General features: G+C 63.1%; 18 protein-coding genes. 8 read left to right on the top strand and 10 right to left on the bottom strand.

Features of this window, described 5'->3' with window-relative positions; translation table 11 throughout:
• Positions 1-10: 10 nt before the first annotated feature.
• Positions 11-1,156 (bottom strand): MFS transporter, encoded by a 1,146-nt coding sequence (locus tag JAB6_RS19445; RefSeq protein WP_217494643.1) that lies wholly within the window; start codon positions 1,154-1,156, stop codon positions 11-13.
• 303 nt (positions 1,157-1,459) lie between these two features.
• Here JAB6_RS19445 and JAB6_RS19440 point away from each other — a divergent pair, with 303 nt between their 5' ends.
• The gene (locus JAB6_RS19440) at positions 1,460-2,020 is read left to right on the top strand and encodes a TetR/AcrR family transcriptional regulator (RefSeq protein WP_254671692.1); all 561 of its coding nucleotides are present in this window, start codon (positions 1,460-1,462) and stop codon (positions 2,018-2,020) included.
• Here JAB6_RS19440 and JAB6_RS19435 read toward each other — a convergent pair.
• The gene (locus JAB6_RS19435) at positions 2,017-2,487 is read right to left on the bottom strand and encodes a GNAT family N-acetyltransferase (RefSeq protein ID WP_070304133.1); all 471 of its coding nucleotides are present in this window, start codon (positions 2,485-2,487) and stop codon (positions 2,017-2,019) included. The two genes, JAB6_RS19440 and JAB6_RS19435, sit on opposite strands and share 4 nt — an antisense overlap.
• A 36-nt stretch (positions 2,488-2,523) precedes the next feature.
• Entirely contained in the window at positions 2,524-3,183 is a 660-nt protein-coding gene (locus tag JAB6_RS19430; protein WP_070304132.1) for a hypothetical protein, read from the bottom strand.
• A 165-nt stretch (positions 3,184-3,348) separates the two neighbouring features.
• On the opposite strand from JAB6_RS19430, the gene JAB6_RS19425 reads away from it, so the two are divergent.
• Positions 3,349-4,005: a tetratricopeptide repeat protein gene (locus tag JAB6_RS19425; RefSeq protein ID WP_070304131.1), complete on the top strand. Its 657-nt coding sequence runs from the start codon at positions 3,349-3,351 to the stop codon at positions 4,003-4,005.
• Here JAB6_RS19425 and JAB6_RS19420 read toward each other — a convergent pair.
• The 6 genes from JAB6_RS19420 to JAB6_RS19395 form a co-directional block, all read right to left on the bottom strand.
• Entirely contained in the window at positions 3,992-4,969 is a 978-nt protein-coding gene (locus tag JAB6_RS19420; protein ID WP_034759052.1) for a ribonuclease Z, read from the bottom strand. The genes JAB6_RS19425 and JAB6_RS19420 overlap by 14 nt on opposite strands.
• Positions 4,970-5,007: 38 nt before the next feature.
• The gene (gene fdhD, locus JAB6_RS19415) at positions 5,008-5,790 is read right to left on the bottom strand and encodes a formate dehydrogenase accessory sulfurtransferase FdhD (protein WP_235194353.1); all 783 of its coding nucleotides are present in this window, start codon (positions 5,788-5,790) and stop codon (positions 5,008-5,010) included.
• A 63-nt stretch (positions 5,791-5,853) separates the two neighbouring features.
• The gene (locus JAB6_RS19410; protein WP_070304130.1) at positions 5,854-6,774 is read right to left on the bottom strand and encodes a bestrophin family protein; all 921 of its coding nucleotides are present in this window, start codon (positions 6,772-6,774) and stop codon (positions 5,854-5,856) included.
• A gap of 27 nt (positions 6,775-6,801) precedes the next feature.
• Positions 6,802-7,782 carry a cytochrome d ubiquinol oxidase subunit II gene (locus JAB6_RS19405; protein ID WP_070304129.1) on the bottom strand — a complete coding sequence of 327 codons (981 nt, stop codon included), beginning with the start codon at positions 7,780-7,782 and terminating at the stop codon, positions 6,802-6,804.
• A gap of 30 nt (positions 7,783-7,812) precedes the next feature.
• A complete protein-coding gene (locus tag JAB6_RS19400; RefSeq protein WP_070304128.1) occupies positions 7,813-9,192 on the bottom strand; it encodes a cytochrome ubiquinol oxidase subunit I in 1,380 nt (459 codons plus the stop codon).
• A 13-nt stretch (positions 9,193-9,205) separates the two neighbouring features.
• Complete coding sequence (locus JAB6_RS19395) at positions 9,206-11,518, bottom strand: FdhF/YdeP family oxidoreductase (RefSeq protein ID WP_070304127.1); 2,313 nt, start codon at positions 11,516-11,518, stop codon at positions 9,206-9,208.
• A 165-nt stretch (positions 11,519-11,683) separates the two neighbouring features.
• On the opposite strand from JAB6_RS19395, the gene JAB6_RS19390 reads away from it, so the two are divergent.
• Both JAB6_RS19390 and moaA read left to right on the top strand, forming a co-directional pair.
• Positions 11,684-11,965, top strand: coding sequence for a helix-turn-helix domain-containing protein (locus tag JAB6_RS19390; protein ID WP_070304164.1), 282 nt, complete (start codon positions 11,684-11,686; stop codon positions 11,963-11,965).
• A 103-nt stretch (positions 11,966-12,068) separates the two neighbouring features.
• Positions 12,069-13,136 carry a GTP 3',8-cyclase MoaA gene (gene moaA / locus JAB6_RS19385; protein ID WP_139143443.1) on the top strand — a complete coding sequence of 356 codons (1,068 nt, stop codon included), beginning with the start codon at positions 12,069-12,071 and terminating at the stop codon, positions 13,134-13,136.
• Between the two features lie 5 nt (positions 13,137-13,141).
• On the opposite strand, the gene JAB6_RS19380 is transcribed toward moaA, so the two are convergent.
• Positions 13,142-14,563, bottom strand: a complete 1,422-nt coding sequence (locus tag JAB6_RS19380) for a PLP-dependent aminotransferase family protein (protein ID WP_070304125.1) — start codon at positions 14,561-14,563, stop codon at positions 13,142-13,144.
• A gap of 154 nt (positions 14,564-14,717) precedes the next feature.
• On the opposite strand from JAB6_RS19380, the gene JAB6_RS19375 reads away from it, so the two are divergent.
• From JAB6_RS19375 to JAB6_RS19360, 4 genes are all read left to right on the top strand, one after another.
• A complete protein-coding gene (locus tag JAB6_RS19375; RefSeq protein WP_175444574.1) occupies positions 14,718-15,680 on the top strand; it encodes a Dyp-type peroxidase in 963 nt (320 codons plus the stop codon).
• A gap of 46 nt (positions 15,681-15,726) precedes the next feature.
• On the top strand, positions 15,727-16,110 hold the full coding sequence (locus JAB6_RS19370) for a hypothetical protein (RefSeq protein ID WP_034759028.1): 384 nt from the start codon (positions 15,727-15,729) through the stop codon (positions 16,108-16,110).
• Positions 16,111-16,218: 108 nt separating this feature from the next.
• Positions 16,219-18,054, top strand: a complete 1,836-nt coding sequence (msbA, locus tag JAB6_RS19365) for a lipid A export permease/ATP-binding protein MsbA (RefSeq protein ID WP_070304123.1) — start codon at positions 16,219-16,221, stop codon at positions 18,052-18,054.
• 156 nt (positions 18,055-18,210) lie between these two features.
• A complete protein-coding gene (locus JAB6_RS19360) occupies positions 18,211-19,326 on the top strand; it encodes a toxin-antitoxin system YwqK family antitoxin (protein WP_175444573.1) in 1,116 nt (371 codons plus the stop codon).
• Positions 19,327-19,331 lie beyond the last annotated feature (5 nt).

Here is a 19,331-nt window from a genome sequence, read left to right as displayed (position 1 = left end):
AAGCACCGTTTCAATGCCCGGTCACGGGCGCGCCGCCGCTGCGCCGTCCCGGCCGGAAGCCGTGCGCGCGGGCCGACCAGGCGATCACGAATGCCAGCAGCAGCAAGCTTACCATCGCCCATGGGAAAGCGTCCGCGCCCCAGGTTTCCAGCAGGGCGCCGCCCACCACGCCCGCGGCCGCAATCGCGCCATTCCACGCCACGACATTCATCGACAAGGCCACGTCGGCACCGCTGCCGGCCGTGTCGGCCAGTGCCGTTTGCAGCAGGGTGGCCGCGCCGCCAAAGCTCAGGCCCCAGACGGCCATGCCCAGGTAGATTACAAAGGGGATGTGCGACGCGACACCCAGCACGAGGGCTGTCGCGGCGAACACGGCCAGGCTGGCCAGCACGGTGGCGCGCAGGTGGCGCTCGACCAGCTTGCCCGTGATCCAGATGCCGGCCATGGCGGCGGCGCCGAAGACGAGCAGCACCAGGTCGATTCGCCGCGTCAATCCGGCCGGCGCGACGAACGGGGCGATGTAGGTGTAGAGAATGTTGTGGGCCAGCATCCAGGCGATGACGACGGCCAGCACGGGGCGCACGCCCGGCGTCGTGAAGACGCGGCGCAGGGGCAGGCGTTCATGGACGGACTGGCCCGGGTAGTCGGGCACCTTCGCCAGCACCCAGGCGATCAGGATCAATGTCAGTGCAGAAATGATCCAGAACGCGGCGCGCCAGCCGACGAGCGAGCCGAGCAAAGTGCCCAGCGGCACGCCCAGGGACAGGGCGACGGGGGCGCCCACCATGGCCAGCGCCAGGGCACGGCCTTGCTGATGCGGCGCCACCATGCGACGCGCGTAGCCGGCGAGCAAGCTCCACGCCAGCCCGGCCGCCATGCCGGCAAAGAAGCGGGCCGCCAGAGTCAGCCAGTAGTGCGACGACAAGGCCGTGACGGTATTGAACACGAGAAAGCCGATGATGGTCAGCAGCAGCACGTTGCGGCGGCGCCAGCCGCGCGTGGCGATGGTGAGCGGAATGGCCGCCAGCAGGGAGCCGAGCGCGTAGGCCGTGACCATTTGCCCGGCCAGCGCGGCGCTGATGTCGAGCCCCGCGCTGATCTGCGGCAGCAAGCCGGCGGGCAAGGTTTCAGTAACGATGCAGATAAAACCCGTCATGGCCAGGGCCAGCAGGCCGGCAACGGGGAGGCGGTCGGCCAGCACTGGGCTGGTTCCGGTAGTGAGCGTGGCGTGATTCACGGCAAACATCCTTGTCAAGTAATCGGGCGCAGAAATCCCACGACCGTTATAGCGGTATATATGTATCGATCAGTATAAATATAGGCGATGGCGCGCCGCGTTGTCAATGACTTCTGTATCGAGTAGTATGTAAGTAGCGTATAAGCAGATGAGAAGGAGCGATGGATGGCGCAAATGGGACGGCCGCGTACGTTCGACCGGCAGGCAGCGGTCGAACAGGCCATGTTTTTATTCTGGCAGCAGGGGTATGAATCGACGTCCTTGAGCCAGCTCAAGGCGAGTCTGGGCGGCGGCATTTCCGCGCCCAGCTTTTATGCCGCGTTCGGTTCGAAGGAAGCGTTGTTCCGCGAGGCGGCGCAATGCTATCTGGACACGTTTGCACGCGTGACGGAATGCCTGTGGGACGGTGGCCTGGCGCCGCGCGCGGCCATTGAGCAGGCCTTGCGCCAGTCGGCCCGCATGCAGTCCGATGCGGGACATCCGCCCGGCTGCATGGTGGCGCTTGGCTGCATGAGCGCGCCGACGGCCGAGCATGCGGCCGTGGCTGCACCGCTGACGGCTTCGCGCGCCCGTACGCGCGCCGGCTTTGTGCGCTGCGTGGAGCGGGGCATGGCCAGCGGCGAATTGCCCGCAGATACGGATGCAGCGGCGCTGGCGTCCGTCTTCGACAGCTTTTTATCGGGCGTGTCGATTCAGGCCCGCGATGGCGTTGGCTACGCCGTGTTTGACGCTGCCATCACGCAGTTGATGTGCGTGTGGGATGCCAACCGCTTGATCGCCTAGGCCGTAAAGCGAAACTCCAGCACATCGTCGCCATATTTGTCCGTATCGCCCGTCGCCGTCCAGCCCAGGTAGCGATAAAAGCCGAAGGAGCGCGAGGCGGGATCGCTGGAGCAGCCGAGGAACAGCCGCTGATGGTCTTGCGCCCGCAGCTCCATCATCACCAGTTCCAGCAAGGTCTTGCCGATGCCTAAGCCTTCGAATGCCGGCAGCAGGGCCAGGACGATGATTTCGCCTGTGTCGCGCTCGCCAAAGCAGTAGCCGACCAGTTGGCCGTCGTGATGGCAGACCTGGCCAGGCAGGCTGCCCGAACGCATCATTTCCGCCCAGGAATCGGCCGTGATACCGACTTCCGCCAGACGTTCTTTTGGGATGGCATTTTGCCGCGTCTTGCCGCGCAATTCGATGAAGGCCGGCGTGTCTTCGGCTTTGGCGGCATGAAAAGTAATCGATGCTGGATGTGTCGTCATATGTGTTGTTCGATGGTGTCGGATTGGGGGTAAATATCACTCCCAGGATTTGCGCATGATGTGCGCATGGCGCTGCCAGTCAACTACATTTCTCTTTTCGATGGCTTGCTGGCCAGGATTACCGCTATCGATGATTTCATCCTTGACGATGATCAAGTCGTTTTTTTCATTCAAGCGATATTCACGGTAGCGTTCGCAATCCTGTTCGCGCCGGGCGGTGGCGATTAATTTGTCAGCCCGCCACTTATAGCTGTCTTCATAAAAACATTGTGCCGCGCAGCCGCAATTGGGGATGCCGCCTTTGATTGCTCGATCGGCCATGCTGATATCCAGATTCGGAATGGCTGATAGTGGTTTGTTGAAACGGTATTGCTTCGCCGGCGAATCCCACAGCCACACATCGGAACAGCGGATGCGCCCCTGGCTATCCGTGTAGCCGGTGACCCACAGGTCGGCCTGGCCGTCGAAATTCATGTCCAGCAGCAGCGCGTGCAAATTGCCCGTGCCACTGCTGCTGCAACTGCCATTGATCCACTGCTTGCCGATTTTCAGCTGGTAGGTCTGTTTTTCATCGTGATTCGCATAGCGGATATCCGTGGCTTGCCGTACTTTGCCTGTCGCGGCTTTGTCCAGGTGCAAGGTGCCGCAATAAGCCGAGGTGGAAATCAGGGATAAAAGCAGAGCAATCAGTTTCATGGCGATATTCTTGGGCAGGCAATTGGGCGCAATGGCTAGATTGCATCATGCGGAGAATGATCATAACGCATGATTTGGGCAACGCGCCACACCATTCCCTATCGTGCATTCTGCGCGGAACAGTGCTGTGTACAATGCCAAAAAATCCCCGAATAAGGAATTCTGATGACATCCTCTCCCGAATCTTTGAATGAAGCGGGCATCCTCGCTTATAACGACGATAACCACGCCGAGGCGTTCAGGCAATTCGACGCGGCCGCGCGCACTGGCGACCCGGCCGGCCAGCATTTACTGGCCAGCTTGTATTACCAGGGGCATGGCGTGACGCAAGACTTGCCGAAAGCGGTGGAATTGTTCACGGCCGCCGCGCAAGCGGGTTTTCCGCCGTCGCTGGCCAACCTCGCCCTGATGTATGCGAGCGGTGATGGCGTCGCGCAAGACATGGCGCAATCGCTGGCTTACGGACGCCAGGCGGCCGAGGCGGGCGATGGCCAGTCGCAATTCAACCTGGCGCAGGCGTACCGCAAGGGCGATGGCGTACCGCAAGACTATGCCGAGGCGGCGTTCTGGTACAAGCAGGCGGCCGAAGCCGGTTCCCTGTCGGCGCAGAATGAATACGGCTTGCTGTACGCGCAAGGGCAGGGCGTGGAACTTGATTATGTGCAAGCGTACGCGTGGATCGCCATGCCGGCCGAGGCGGGCAGTACGCAATCGATCAAGAACCGCGACCAGTTGCTGGAAATCCTTACGCCCTCACAGCAGCAAGCGGCGCGCGCACTGGCGGCCGAATATGCGGCCCAATATGGCGTCAATCCCCACTAGATTTCTTTGCCGGCAGCTTGCTCAGCACACCGGCCGCATCGAGTTCATAGCTGTCGAAATCGCGTGCGAGGAATAGTTCGCCCGAGTAATGCAGCCGGGCCTCCGCTTCCAGCTCGGCCATGCCTTCCGCATGGTGATAGCGGGCGCTGAAGTGGGTGAGGATCAGGTTTGGCAAGCGCACCGCTTCGGCGAACTGCGCCACGCGCTGCACGGAACTGTGCGTGGGGCCGGGACCCACTTTCTGCAGCATCGCTTCCGTGTAGGTGGCTTCATGCACGAGCAGTTGCGCGCCGGCGCAGGCGTCCGTCAGCAACGACGGCGTGTCGTTGTCGCCGCCGATCACCACCGTGGCGCGCTGCGTTTCCGTCTGGCGGAAAGCGCCGGCCGCTAGTACCGTACCATCGTCGAGTGTCGCATCCTGGCCCGCCTGCAAGAGTCCCCAGGCGGGACCGGGCGGTACGCCGGCCGCCAGCAGGGCCGGCTTGTCCAGCTTCCACCTGCTTGTTTCCAGCGCAAAACGGTAGCCAACGCTTGGCGCCCGGTGCGACAGCGCGTGGCGCTCGATGGTCAAGCCCGCTGCTTCATGCACGACTTGCGCGCTGTCCACGTCGATATGGATCAGCGGGTACGTCAAAAACAGTTCCGTGTGCAGCAAGGTGGCATCGATCCAGGCCTTGATGGCGGCCGGGGCGATCAGCAGCAGGGGCCTCTTGCGTCCCGTCATCGAGGCGCTGGCCAGCAGGCCCGGCAGACCGTAGCTGTGGTCGCCATGCACGTGGGTGATGCAGATGCCGACCAGGTCGTGCACGGACAGGGGGATGCGCTGCAGCCGGTGCTGCGTCGCTTCGCCGCAATCGATCATCCACCAGTCGCGGTTGTGCGTGGTTTGCAGGGCCAGCGACGTGACGTTGCGGTAGCGCGTGGGCACGCCGGAAGAGGTGCCGAGAAAAGTCAGTTTGAACATGCCCGCATTATGCGGCAGCCGTGCGGGCTTGCCAATGTTCAGCCCACCGGTGGCACCTCGTCTGCCGTGTAATCGACAAAACCGTCGCGGCGGCAAAAGCTGGCCAGTTGCATGCCGGCCTGGCGCGCGATGCGGATGGCCAGCGAGGTGGGCGCCGAGATGGTGGCGACGAGCCCGATATGCATGCGCGCCGACTTGCGCACCAGTTCATAGCTGGCGCGGCTCGACAGGAAGACGAAGCCGTCGTGCATGGCGATGCGGTGCAGGGCCAGGTAGCCGATCAGTTTATCCAGGCCGTTATGCCGGCCCACATCCTCGAACACTTTCACGATGGCGCCCTCGGCCGTGCACCAGGCGGCGGCATGCACGCCGCCCGTCTTGTGCATCAGCTCCTGGTAGGGCAGCAGTTCGCGCGCGGCGCGGCCGAGGATGGCGCTGCTGGCGACCAGCGGCGGTAGGGGACGCGTGATCTTTTCCGGCACCAGGTCCAGCAGGGCCAGGCTTTCGATGCCGCACACGCCGCAACCGGTGCGCCCGGACATCGCGCGGCGGCGGCCCTTGAGCCGCATCAAATCCGGCTGGGCAATGGTCAGCCGCACTTCCGCGCTGTCCTCGCCGCAGCACACGTCGAGGTCGTAGATGTCGCGTACGCTGCCGACGATGCCCTCCGTCAAGGTAAAGCCGACGGCGAATTCCTCGAGGTCGCGCGGCGTAGCCATCATCACCGCGTGGGCGATGCCGTTGTAGACGAGGGCTACGGGATACTCCTCGGCCACCATGTCGTGGCCCGCCGTGGCCACACCGGCCTGGTGGCGCACCATGGGAACTTCCAGGAAACCGTCGCGTTCGGTGGTAGTGGTATCAAAGTCCATGCTGTTCTCCCGTTAATTGATTTGATAGCGCGGGCAGGGCTGGATCGATGGCGGCAGCGGGTCGCCGTTCAATTCCAGCAGCGAGCGTTCTGTTTCCCGCATCATGGCGTTCAGGGCCAGGCAGTTGGGCGCCAGGCCGAACGGTTCGGCGATCTGTTGCGCGATGGCTTCCAGCGCAAACAGGGTGTAGGCAACAAAGACGGAAATGAGGGGCGTGGCCACGCCGATGGCGTCCACCAGGCCCAGCGGCAGTAAAAAACAGTACATGTAGACGGTGCGGTGCACCAGCACGCCATACGGATATGGAATCGGCGTGTTCTTGATGCGCTCGCAGCCGGCCACGGTGGCGGCCAGGTCGTTGAGCTGCGTGTCGAGCATCCACAGCAGCTGCGTCTGGCCCGGCTGGCGCCGCACGGCGTCGTACAGCATGGCCCGTACCGCATGCAGCACGGCGACGGGTTTGAAGTGGATACCTTGCAAGCGCTGCACTTCCTCGGCCGGCAGGTAGCGCGCCAGGTCTTGCTGCGGATCTGTCTGGCGCAGCTGGTGCTTGAGCGCGTAGACGAAGGCGGTCAGGCGGCGCAGCAGCAACTCGCGGTCCAGGCCGCTCGTTTCCTGCGGCAGATACGTGATCGCCTGCGAAGCCAGGGCCCGTGCGGCGATCAGCAATTGCCCCCAGATATGCCGCGCCTCGACAAAGCGCGCATAGCTGGCGTTGTTGCGAAAGCCGAGAAAGATCGCCAGGCTGATGCCGACCATGGGAAATGGCGCCGTATCGAGCGGAATCTTGACGCCGAAGATACGGCCATCCGTCAGCAAGGCCAGCGAACTGACGACCAGCATCAGCAGCAATTGCGGGATGATGGCTTGCAGCACCGAGCCATCCCATACGAACAGCATGCGAAACCAGTTGGTGGTGGGGCGGATAATCATGATGGAAGACGCATGCCGTGATGCCGGTTAATGTTTCCGGGGCACGACTTTGCCCTCGAAGACGTAGTATTGGAACAGGTTGTAGCCGATCATGATCGGCAGCATGGCACCCATGCCGATGAGCATGAAGATCAGGGTCGGCTCATCCGAGGCGGCCGCCGCGATGCTCAGCTTGCCCGGTACGAGGTCGGGGAAAAAGCTGATGGCCAGGCCCGCGAACGAGGCCAGGAACAGCACGATGGCGCCGCGGAACGGGCCGCGCACGCCGTTCACGTGCACGGCCCACAGGATGTAAATAAAAGCGCTGGCGGCGATGGCGGCCAGGGCCAGCAGCACGCCGAATACGCCCGGCTGCGCCCAGCGGTCGTGGCCGATGGCACTGAAGACCATGGTGCCGGCCGACAGCACGATGGCGGCCGCGACAGTCGCCAGCACGCTGGCCGTCGCATAGCGGCGCGCCGCCGCTTCCAGCTGGCCGCCCGTCTTCTTGATCAGGTAAGTGCTGCCCAGCAGGCAATAGCCGGCCACCACGCCCAGCGCCGTGCAGGCCGTGAAGATGCCGCTCAGCCAGCCCGGCTGCAAGCCCGTGATGACCTCGCCCAGCACCACGCCTTGCGCCACGGCGGCCAGCAGGCTGCCCACGCCGAAGATCACGTCCCACAGGCGCTTGTTGCCGGCCGCATGGCGGAACTCGATCGAGGCACCGCGCATGATCAGGCTGGCGATCAGCAGCATGATGGGAATGTACAGCTGTTCCAGCAAGGTGGCGTAGGCGCTGGGGAAGGCGCCGAACAGGGCGCCGCCCACTACGACCAGCCAGGTCTCGTTGGCGTCCCACACGTGCTCGATAGACTGGAAGATCAGGTTGCGTTCCTGCTCGCGGCGGGTGAACAGGCTGAGGATACCCACGCCCAGGTCGAAACCGTCCGTGACCACGTAAAAGATCAGCATCAGGCCGATCAGGCCGAACCAGGCATTGCCCAGCATGGCATGCGAATTGATATCCATTACAAACTCCTTGATTGGTAGCGGCGCATTTCAGTAGCCCACGGCATGGGCAGCGTCCGGCAGCGGCAGTGCCACGTCCGGGCCTTGTTGCAGCCATTTCTTGGCAAACACAAAGAAAGTGACGAACAGCACGATGTAAAACACGAAGAACATCAGCATGCTGCCGGCCACGGCATGGGCCGCCACGTCGGAGACGGCGTCGCGCGTGCGCAGCAGGCCGTACACGACCCACGGCTGGCGTCCCACTTCGCGCACGATCCAGCCGCACTCGACGGCGATGTAGGGCAGCGGTATTGTCAGCACCCAGGCCAGCAGCAGCTTTCGGTTGCGTACGAACTCTTCCACCCGTCCGCCCGCCTTGCGCCAGACCACGAAGGTCCAGAACGACAGCAGCACGAACCACATGCCGATGCCGGCCATGGCGCGAAACGCGTAGTACAGCAGCGGCAGCATGGGCGGCTGGTCTTCGCGGGCGATGTCGGCCAGGCCCGTGATCTTGCCCGTGGCGCTATGCGTGGCGATCACGCTGAGCATGCCGGGCACTTCGATCGACCAGTCATTCTTTTGTTCAAGCTGGTTGGGCCAGGCCAGCAAGGACCAGGCCGCGCCTTCACCATCGCGGTTCGTGTGCCAGTGGCCTTCGATGGCCGCACCCTTGGCGGGCTGGGTCTTGAAAACATCGACGCCGCTCGAATCGCCGAGCCAGACCTGCAACGGCGCGATGATGAGCAGCAGCATCAGCGCCAGCTTGAACGAGCGGGCGAAGAAGGCCGGTTCGCGGCGCTTGAACATATACCAGGCGGAAATACCGGCGATGACGAACAAGCCCGTTTCCACGGCGGCCACCCACATGTGGCCCACGGCCCAGGCCATGTCGGGATTGAAGATGGCGGCCACGTAATCGGTGACGATGATCTTGCCGTCGACCACGCGCACGCCGGCCGGCGTCTGCATCCAGGAATTGGCGACCATGATCCAGAACGAGGAAATGCTGGAGCCGAGCGCCACCATGCCGGTGGCAAACAGGTGCACGCCTTTCGGTACGCGGCCCCAGCCGAACATCATGACGCCGATGAAGCCCGCTTCCAGCATAAAGGCCATGGCGCCCTCGAAGCCGAGGATGTTGCCGATGAACTGGCCCGAGTGGTGCGAGAACGGCGCCCAGTTGGTGCCGAACTGGAATTCCAGGGGAATGCCGCTGACGACGCCGACGGCAAAGTTCAGCACCAGCAGCTTGCTCCAGAAGCGCGCGTGGCGATAGTAGACGGGGTCGCTGGTGCGCAGCCACAGCGCCTCGACAACGAACAGGAACAGCGACAGGCTGATCGTCAATATGGGCCACAGGATGTGGAAGATGGCCGTCATCGCAAATTGCGCGCGCGACAGGTCCAGGGTATCGAAACCGAACATGGCGTTCTCCTGATCAGCTGAGGGCGGCCGAAGGCGACAGCAGCACGGGGATGGATTTGAAGGTCGGCGTGCGCGAACCTTCGCCCACGCTGTCGAGCGGCACCAGCGGATTGGTTTCCGGGTAGTAGGCGCCGATGCAGCCGCGCGGGATGTCGTACTCGACCAGCAGGAAGCGGTCGGCGCGGCGTTCGATGCCGTCATGCCACACGCCGATCAGGTCGACCCAGTCGCCGGCCGCAAAGCCCAGCATGGCCAGGTCGTCCTTGTTGATGAAGACCACGCGGCGCTGGCCGAACACGCCGCGGTAGCGATCGTCCATGGCGTAGATCGTCGTGTTGTACTGGTCGTGCGAACGCGTGGTCATCAGCACCATCAGGCGCTCGCCATATTGCTGGCGCGCACGGTGGATCGGCGTGTCCAGTTCCACGGCGTTGACGATGAATTGCGCCTTGCCGCTGTCCGTCTTCCATACCCGTTCGCGCGAGGCGATTTTCAGGTGGAAACCGCCCGGCTTGGCTATGCGCAAGTTGTAGTCGAAAAAGTCATCGAATACTTGCTCGATGGAGTCGCGCAGCAGCGCATAGTTGCCGGCATAGCGCAGCCAGTCGATCTTTTCGCTGCCCACGGTCGCTTGCGCCATGCCGGCCACGATGGCGATTTCCGAACGCAGATTGGGCGAGGCGGGCTGGTTCATGCCGAACGAGATGTGCACCATGCTCATCGAGTCTTCCACCGTCACGCCTTGCGCCACGCCTTCCTGCACGTCGATCTCCGTGCGGCCCAGGGTGGGCAGGATCAGCGCATCCTTGCCATGCACGAGGTGGCTGCGGTTGAGCTTGGTGGCGATGTGCACGGTCAGGTCGCACGAGCGCAGCGCGCCCCACGTGCGCGGCGTGTCCGGCGTGGCCATCGAGAAGTTGCCGCCGAGCGCCACAAATACTTTGACTTTCTTTTCCAGCATGGCCGCGATGGTGCCGACGGCGTCGTAGCCGTGGTGGCGCGGCGGCTCGAAGTTGAAGACGAGGCCCAGGCGGTCGAGGAATTCCTTGGTCGGCTGTTCCTCGATGCCCATGGTGCGGTCGCCCTGCACGTTCGAGTGGCCGCGCACGGGACACAGGCCCGCGCCGCGCTTGCCGATATTGCCGCGCATCATCATCAAGTTCGACAGGATTTGCACGGTGGCCAGCGAGTTCTTGTGCTGCGTCACGCCCATGCCCCAGGTGGCGATGACGGCCTTGCCTTTCACATAGATCTGCGTGAGCTCTTCGATCTTGTCGCGCGCCACGCCCGATTCGGCCAGCAGCAAATCCCAGCTTTCCGCGCGCAGGTCGGCCGCGAACGCGTCGAGGCCCGTCGTGTGTTCGGCGATGAAGGCGCAGTCGAGCACGCGCTCCTGGCCGTGGGCGATGGCCTCGTCATCGAGCTCGACGACGCGCTTGGCCATGGCCTTGATCAGCGCGAAGTCGCCACCCAGGGTCGGGCAGATGAACAGCGAGCAGATGTTCGTGCTGCCGCCCGTCAGCATTTCCAGCGGATGCTGCGGACTCGTGAAGCGCTCCAGGCCCCGTTCGTGCAATGGGTTGATGGAAACAATGGTGGCGCCACGGCGCGATGCTTCGCGCAGTTCGCCCAGCATGCGCGGATGGTTGGTGGCCGGATTCTGGCCGAACAGCAGCAGGGTGTCCGCATGCTCGAAGTCGTCGAGCAGCACCGTGCCCTTGCCGATGCCCACCGTTTCCGGCAAGCCACGGCTCGTCGCTTCGTGGCACAGGTTGGAGCAATCAGGAAAATTGTTGGTGCCGTAGGCGCGCACGAACAGCTGGTACAGGAAGGCCGCTTCGTTGCTGGCGCGCCCCGATGTGTAGAAGGCGGCCTGGTTCGGGTCGTCCAGCGCGTGCAGGTGGTGCGCCACGAGGGCGAACGCGTCGTCCCAGGAAATGGCCTGGTATTTGTCGCTGGCGGCGTCGTACACCATGGGGTCCGTCAAACGGCCATGTTGCTCCAGATCATAGTCTGACTGCCCCATCAGTTCGGTGACCGTGTGCTCCTGGAAAAACTCGGGGCGCACGCGCTTGCTCGTCGATTCGGCGGCCACGGCCTTGACGCCGTTTTCGCAGAATTCAAACGTCGACGCGTGTTCGCGGTCGGGCCAGGCGCAGCCGGGACAGTCGAAACCATCGGGCTGGTTTTGCTCGAACAGCGAGCGGTAATTGCCCGCGCTGACTTTTTCCTTGAACAGATTGATGGCCACGTACTTGAGGGCACCCCAACCGGCCGCGGCATGGGTGTAGGGCGCGATGCGCGCGTCGGACTTTGGCTTGCTCATGATGACTCTCCTGGTGATATGCGATGGGACAATCACATGGTAGGGGCGGCGGACAGCCCCATAGGCGCACAGTTCCGGCTAAAAAAACAGAGTACAGATGGCAAGACGACGATGCCGGTCGCGCCGGCGCCGGCCGTGATTTATGATGTGGACAAGGAGAAAAACATGCACAAGGAAGACAAGGAAGTGGGAGTCGACGCGGCACTGATAGCCCTGCTGGCGCTGCTGTGGCAAGCGCGGCAGGAGGCGTCGGAAAAACCGTGGTCGCTGGCCAAGCTGGCCAAGCGGGCAGGAGTACAGATGAGCACTTTGCTGCGCCAGCTCAATGCGCTGTCCAGCGCGGGACTGGTGACCGTTGCCACGGCGGAGGGTGGCGGCGGCAGCGCTTCGCTGAGTACGGCGGGCGCCGAGCTGTGCGCCAGCATGTTCGCGCCACCAGGAGAGTAAAGCCGAATCTGTACTCTATCGCCTGGCGCCGGACTGTACCTCCTTGAGTGCCTGCTTTCGTCCTATGCTACTTCCAGACGAACGCACATCAAGGGGAAGCACAATGAACACCATCAGGTATCCGCAGCCAGACCATAGTGAGCCGTGCGTGGACATGCTGGGCCGCCCCCTGACGGACTTGCGCATTTCCGTCATCGACCAGTGCAATTTCCGCTGCACCTATTGCATGCCGGCCGAGCTGTACCCGAGCGATTATCCGTTTCTTCCCTCCAGCGAGCGCCTGTCCTTCGCGCAGATCGAAACGATGGCGCGCGCCTTCGTGCGCCTCGGCGTGAATAAAATCCGCATCACGGGCGGCGAGCCGCTGCTGCGCAAGAACCTGGAGCAACTGATCGAGTCGCTGGCGCGGCTCACCACGCCGGACGGGCGCGCCGTGAGCATCGCCCTGACGACGAATGGCAGCTTGCTGGCGGCCAAGGCGCGTTCGCTGAAGGATGCTGGCCTGGACCGGGTCACCGTCAGTCTCGACAGTCTGGACAACGGTATTTTCCAGCGCATGAATGGCGTCGACTTTCCTGTCGAGAAAGTGCTGCACGGGATCGAGGTAGCGCAAGCCGTGGGATTGAGCCCCGTGAAGGTCAACATGGTCGTGCAGAAAGGCGTCAACGACAGCCAGATCGTGCCGCTGGCGCGCCGCTTCCGCCACACGGGCGTGATCCTACGCCTGATCGAATTCATGGACGTGGGCGGCATCGGCGCCTGGTCGCGCACGCACGTCGTCACGTCTGACGCGGCGCGCGCGCTGATCGCCGCCGAATTCCCCCTCGTGTCGCTGGGCGAAGGCAAGCCTGTCCTGCACGAGACGGCCAGCCGCTACCGTTACCTCGATGGCGGCGGCGAAGTGGGTTTTATTTCCAGCGTGTCGCAGCCGTTCTGCGGCAACTGCAGCAGGGTGCGCGTGTCGTCGGACGGCAAGCTGTTTACTTGTTTGTTCGCCCAGGACGGCCTCGACCTGCGGCCCCGGCTTGACTCCGGGCAAGAACTGGAAACCCTGCTGCGCCAGCACTGGCAGCGGCGTGGCGACCGCTATTCGGAAGTGCGCGGTGCACTGGCCCAGCTTGGCGGGCGCAAGCAGTATCCCACCGTGCGCATGTCGCTGGTGGGCGGGTGAGTGATCTACAGGAATTCGGTGATCAGTTTGCCGAGCAGGATAATGGCTTGCTCGACGCCCACACTCCACGGATAGCTGTAGTTGAGGCGGATGCAATGCTTGTAGGCCTGGCTGACGGAAAACATGCGCCCCGGACCCACCGTGATCTTGCATTCCAGCGCGCGCCGGTACAGCTGCATGGAGTCTATGCCGCCGGGCAATTCCACCCACAGCACGTAGCCGCCCTGCGGGTGCGAGATTTTCGTGCCAGCAGGAAAGAAGCGCTGCACGGCGGCAGCCATGATGCGCGCTTGCTGGGCATAGGCCTTGCGGGTGCGGCGCAGATGCTGTTCGTAGCCATCGTTTTGCAGGTATTCGGCGATGGCCAGCTGCGGAAACGACGATGTGGCCAGGGTGTTGAGGAATTTGAGTTCCTCGACCTTGCCCCGGTAGCGCCCAGCCAGGGCCCAGCCCACGCGCTGCGCGGAACTGAGGCTCTTGGAAAACGAGGAACAGTGCAGCACCATGCCCTTGCGGTCGTACGACTTGAGCGAGGACGGGTGGGCGTCGCCGTAATACAGTTCGTTGTAGACGCCGTTTTCGATGGCGGGCACGTCGTGCTGCTCCAGCAGCTGGACCAGGGCGCGCTTGCGCTGGTCGGACATCTGGAAGCCCAGCGGATTCTGGAAGTTCGGCATCACCATGACGGCGGCGATCGGTTGCCGGGCCATGATGTCGGCCAGCGCTTCGATGCTGATGCCGTCGTACGGATCGGTGGACACTTCCACCACCTTCATGCCCAGCCGTTCGACGGCCATCAGCATGGCATAGAAGGTGGGCGACTCGACGGCGATGGTATCGCCCGGCTTGGCCACGGCTTGCAGGCACAGGTTGATCGCTTCCGTGGCGCCCACGGTGACGATGATTTCATCGGGATCGACGGCCAGACCGTTTTCCATGTAGCGGCGGGCGATTTCGCGGATCAGCTGCGGGTTGCCCGGCGGCAGGTCGTCCGTCATGTTCCACACGCGGTTGCGGCGCGCCACGGCACCCGCATACTGGTTGATGCGTTCCCAGGGAAACAGCGACGGGTCGGGGTAGGGCGAGCCCAGCGGGATGGCATCGTGCAAGCCAATCGAGCGCAATGTCGACAGCACCAGGCGGCTGACGTGCACTTCCGCCGGAACGGGACTGGGCTGGGAGGCCTGCATGCACAGGTCGGCGGTCTGTACGTCGCCGGCGCGCGGGCGCACGAAGTAGCCGGACTGGGGCCGGCTTTCGATCACGCCCATGCTTTCCAGCTTGACGTAGGCGCGCAGCACCGTGGTGATGCTCAGCTTGTGCTGCTGGCTGGTCTGGCGCACGGAGGGAATGCGTTCGCCGGGCAAGAGCACACCCTTGGCCACCAGTTGCTCGATCTCGCTGACGAGCTTTTCATACAATTTCATTGGTATCCATTCTTTGATTCTTGCTCTACGTCATTGCATTATCGTCCAATTCATGGAGGCGGTATGGCTGCGGCCACCGCATGTTGTCGAAATGAAACTGTCGTTCGGCAGTTCTGGTTTAATATCCACACAGAAAGTAAAAAAGGAACATTTGATGGCAATCCCACAAAGCATGCTGTCTGTCGTCGCGCGCGACGAAGTGCATTTGCAGTTCAATGTGAAGGCCGGCGTCGATATGCGGCAGTTGTTCAAGCTGCTGGGCAAGCTGTGGGAATCCGAAGTCACGGGTATCCTCGATCCCACCCTGAACCGCCACCATCAGTTGACGGGCGGCACGGCCAATGTGGTGCTGGGATTCAAGCCCGAGCTGTGGCGCGCCGCTTGCCCCGGCTGCGTGCCGGACAATATGGCGTCGTTCGCGCACGACCTGGTGGGCGCCAACGGCAAGACGGCGCCGGCCACCCAGCACGATTTCTGGGTCTGGATCACGCAGTCGAACGCGGCCAACCTGTACGACAGCATGCGCATGACGCTCACTTTGCTGAGTCCGTTTGCAGAGCTGGCCAGCGAGCAGGTGTGTTTTCCGTATCACAATAACGTGACCTTCGACGGCTTTGCCGACGGCGTCGCCAATCCGAATCCGTTTCGTGCCAACGGCGTGGCCATCATTCCGGACGGCGAGGCGGGTGCGGGCGGCTCGACCGTGCTGCTGCAGAAATGGCGCATGGACGTGGAACGCCTGCGCGCCTTGCCCGTGCACGCGGCGGAGCAGGTGTGGGGCCGCACCAAGGCAGGCAGCCATGAATTGTCGCCGCTGCCCGTCGATTCCCACGTGGGCCGCAATCAGTTCATCCGCGATGGCGAGGAAGTCGATATCGTGCGCCGCAATGCCAATTACGCCAATGCCAGCGAGGCGGGTGTCATGTTTGTCGGTTTTTGCAAGGACATCACGGTGACCATGGGCATGCTGCGGCAAATGTACGGTGTAGGCTATGATGGCGTCACCAAGACGGACAGGCTGCTGGATTTTTCCACGGCGCTGTCGTCGGCGATCTATTTCGTGCCCAGCATCGATGCCTTGCTGACCGTGGGTATTTCGCCGGCGGATCCCGGCTAAGGGCCGCCCCGGCGGTTCCGATTTTTACTTTTACTAGGAGTTTTTCATGCGTATTCGTCCCGCCACCTTGCTGTCCGCCCTGATCTTCGGCAGCGTCGTCTTCAGCGCTTCCGCCTCCGCCGTCGGCCTGGGTTTCCTGGCCGATACGCCGATGGCTTACCTGAACAAGAACGACAAGCCCGTCTTCGTCAAGGCCGTCACCGACGTGCTCAATGACAAGAAGGATGGCGAAACCGTGCAATGGAGTAATGAAGGCTTGCGCAATTCCGTGCGCATCGCCGCCGAAATCACGGCCAGCGACACGGAAAAAACGGATGCGCAAACGTGCCGCAAGGTGCAGGTAGCCTTGAGCGCCAAGGGCCAGGAACAGACGCTCAAGCTGAAGGTCTGCAAGGCCGGCGCGGCCGCGTGGAAAGTGGCGAAGAGCTGATCGTCCGTGTTGTTCCCTTGCCGGTTCTGCACCGGCAAGGTGCGACTTTCCTCTAGGTAAGTCTGGCAGCGGTTAGAATCACGCTTTACCCTCACTTTTCTCACCTGCATGCAGCAAAGTCGCCTCCTGTTTTTCCGCCTGGCCGGCCAGTTTCGCCGCTATGGCGCCATCGTTGCCGCCACCTTGCTGGCCGTGGGCGTGGCGTCCGCCACCGATGTGTTGTTAATCCGCCAGTTGCAAAACGTCGTCGACGCCATGCGTACGACGGCCAGCACGCAGGTCGCGCCCGCGTCCGGCGTGATGGGCATGCTGCAGGGCTGGGTCGACCGTTTCTTGCCGGCACAGGCGGGGCAGGTGGACTTGTGGGTGATTCCCGCCACCATCCTGGGCCTGGCCGTGCTGCGCATGGTGTCGAGCTTTGCCGGCGATTACGGTTCCGTCTGGCTATCGAGCCGGGTGCAGGCCGATTTGCGCGAAAAAATGTTCGCCACCATCATGCGCCTTCCCAGCCGCTTCTTCGACACCACCACCACCAGTTTGACGCAGTCGCGCGTGGCCTTCGACGCCAGTCAGGTGTCGCAGGCGGGCTTGAACGTGCTCAACGTGATGGTGCGCGATTCCGTCGCCACCGTCGGCTATTTGATCCTGCTGTTCAGCATCGACGTGAAACTGGCCCTGTTCTGCATGGCGTCGATGCCCATCGTGGCCATCGTCGTGACCCTGGCGGGACGCCGCATGCGCCATTTAAGCAAGAGTTCGCAGCAAGCCGTGGGCGAGCTGACGTCCGTGCTCGACGAAAGCATCGCCGGCCAGCGCGTCGTGAAAATCTTCGGCGGCCAGGATTACGAACAGGCGCGCTTCGTCGACGTCGTCAAGCGCAACCGCCAGCTGGCCGTCAAGCACGCGGCCACGTCGGCAATGAATTCCGGCTTCATCATGATGCTCGTCGGTATTACCCTGTCGTCCGTGATCTATTTCGCCATGCTGCGCGCGCAAAGCGGCGCCATCACGCCGGGGGCCTTCGTTGCCTTCATGGGCGCCTTGATGGCCATGCAGTCGCCGATCAAGAATTTGACGAAGATCAATGAGCCGCTGCAGCGGGGTCTAGCGGCTGCCGAGTCCGTCTTCGGCCTGATCGACACGCCGCTGGAACCGGACCCGGGCACAGTGGCCCCGGCGGCCGTGCAGGGCAATTTGTCGCTGCAGAACGTGCAGTTCCGCTACAACAGCGACGACCCCGATGCGCCCACGGCCTTGAGCGATATCACGCTCGACATTCGCGCCGGCGAGACGGTGGCCCTGGTGGGCGGTTCCGGCGGCGGCAAGACGACCTTGCTGGGCCTGCTGCCGCGCTTCTACGACGTCAGCGGCGGCCAGATCCTGCTCGACGGCGTCGACGTGCGCGACTACGCCTTGCTGGCCCTGCGGCGCCAGTTTGCCCTCGTCAGCCAGGATGTGATTTTGTTCAACGACACGATGGCGGCGAATATCGCCTACGGCGACCCGGCCCCTGACCAGGCCCGCATCGAAGCGTCGGCGCGCGCCGCCTATGCGCATGACTTCATCATGCAACTGCCGCAAGGCTACTCCACCCAGGCGGGGCAGAACGGTTCACGCCTGTCGGGCGGACAACGCCAGCGCCTGGCGATCGCGCGCGCCCTGTACAAGGACGCGCCGATTCTCTTGCTCGACGAAGCAACCAGCGCGCTCGATACGGAGTCGGAGCGTTCCGTGCAGGCCGCGCTGGAAGTGCTGATGCGCAACCGCACCACCATCGTCATCGCGCACCGTTTGTCGACCATCGAAAGCGCCGACCGCATCGTCGTCATGCAGGGCGGGCGCCTGGTGGAATCGGGCAGCCATGGGGATTTGCTGCAGCAGGGCGGCGCGTATGCGCGCCTGCATGCGAGCCAGTTGTCGCCAGTCAAGGATAGCGTGGGCTGAGGTGTGGCGCGTCTGGCGTGCCAGCGCATCCGCCGGGCCGGAGCCGGACCAGCAGGTCCGTCCCGGCCTTTTTTCATGGGGCGGCAATCGTGCCCATGGCGCAGGGCGCTTGCCTTTATGATGGTGGCCGCAAAGCAACATGAACAATGGAACAACATGAAAAATCAACAAACGATGCGCTGGCTGCTGGCCGCCGCGCTGGGCGCAGCCTTGCCGCTGGCGGCGCAGGAGTCGCCGGCGGCGCCAACGCCAACCCTACAGGAGGAAGACCAGACTATGTATCTGGATGAAAATTTCATGCCAAGCAACCAGCGCCGCGCCGTGTATGCGCTGCGCACGCCGCCCGTGCGCGACGAGGCGCTGGGCGCCTGGCATATCCGCCTCGAATTTCCCGACACGCCGGGCGTGCTGGCCTTTGAAACCTACACCACGGACCTGGACTTGAGCCAGGTCAAGTTCGTGCGTTTTCGCAAGTCCTACTACGAGAATGGCCAGTTGCTGCGCGAAACCTATTTCAATGACCAGGGCGAGGAGCTGCTCGGCGGCTGCGTGTACTTTGAAAACGGCCAGGTCAAGCAGAAGGTGACGGCGCTGCCGAACGGGCGCGACAGCATCTCGGAAACGTATCACGAGAATGGCCAGCTGATGAGCCGCATCTTGTATCACGGCGACGAGATGGCCGATGGCGAGCACGTGTCGTATGGCGCGAACGGGGCCGTCAGCAGCCGCTCGTATCAACGCAATGGCCAGATGGATGGCGTGCAGGAATCGTTTTATGACGATGGCAAGCTGTTCCAACGGGGACAGTTCGTCGATGGCCAGCGCGAGGGCGAGTTTGTCACGTATGCCGAGGACGGCAAGGTGCTGGCCAAAACCGTCTGGGTGCACGGCCAGCCCGATGGCTGGTCGTTTGAAAGCCATGGCAATGGAAAACTGTCGAACAAGACGCTGTACCAGAAAGGTAACGTGCTCAGCCTGGAAAAGTGGGGAGCGAATGGCCATCCCATTTTTGCGTGGCATAAAGATACACAGGGGCGTGACCACGGCGATACGACGGAGTGGCATGCCAACGGCGTGCGCGCCAGCGTGACCCCGTTCGTCAAAGGCCAGCGCCACGGCTTGCTGCAAACCTGGTACAGCGACGGCAGCCCGCGGCAAATCGTGCCGTATGAACACGGCAAGAAGCACGGCATCGAGCGCCACTGGGATAAGGCCGGCAAGCTGGTGCTGGAACAGGCATGGCAGGATGGCCAGCCGGTGGCGGCGAAGTAGTGGCT

The organism is Janthinobacterium sp. HH104 (assembly GCF_001758715.1).
In the GTDB taxonomy this organism is placed as follows: domain Bacteria; phylum Pseudomonadota; class Gammaproteobacteria; order Burkholderiales; family Burkholderiaceae_D; genus Janthinobacterium; species Janthinobacterium aestuarii.
This window is presented reverse-complemented; position numbering and strand designations above follow the sequence as displayed.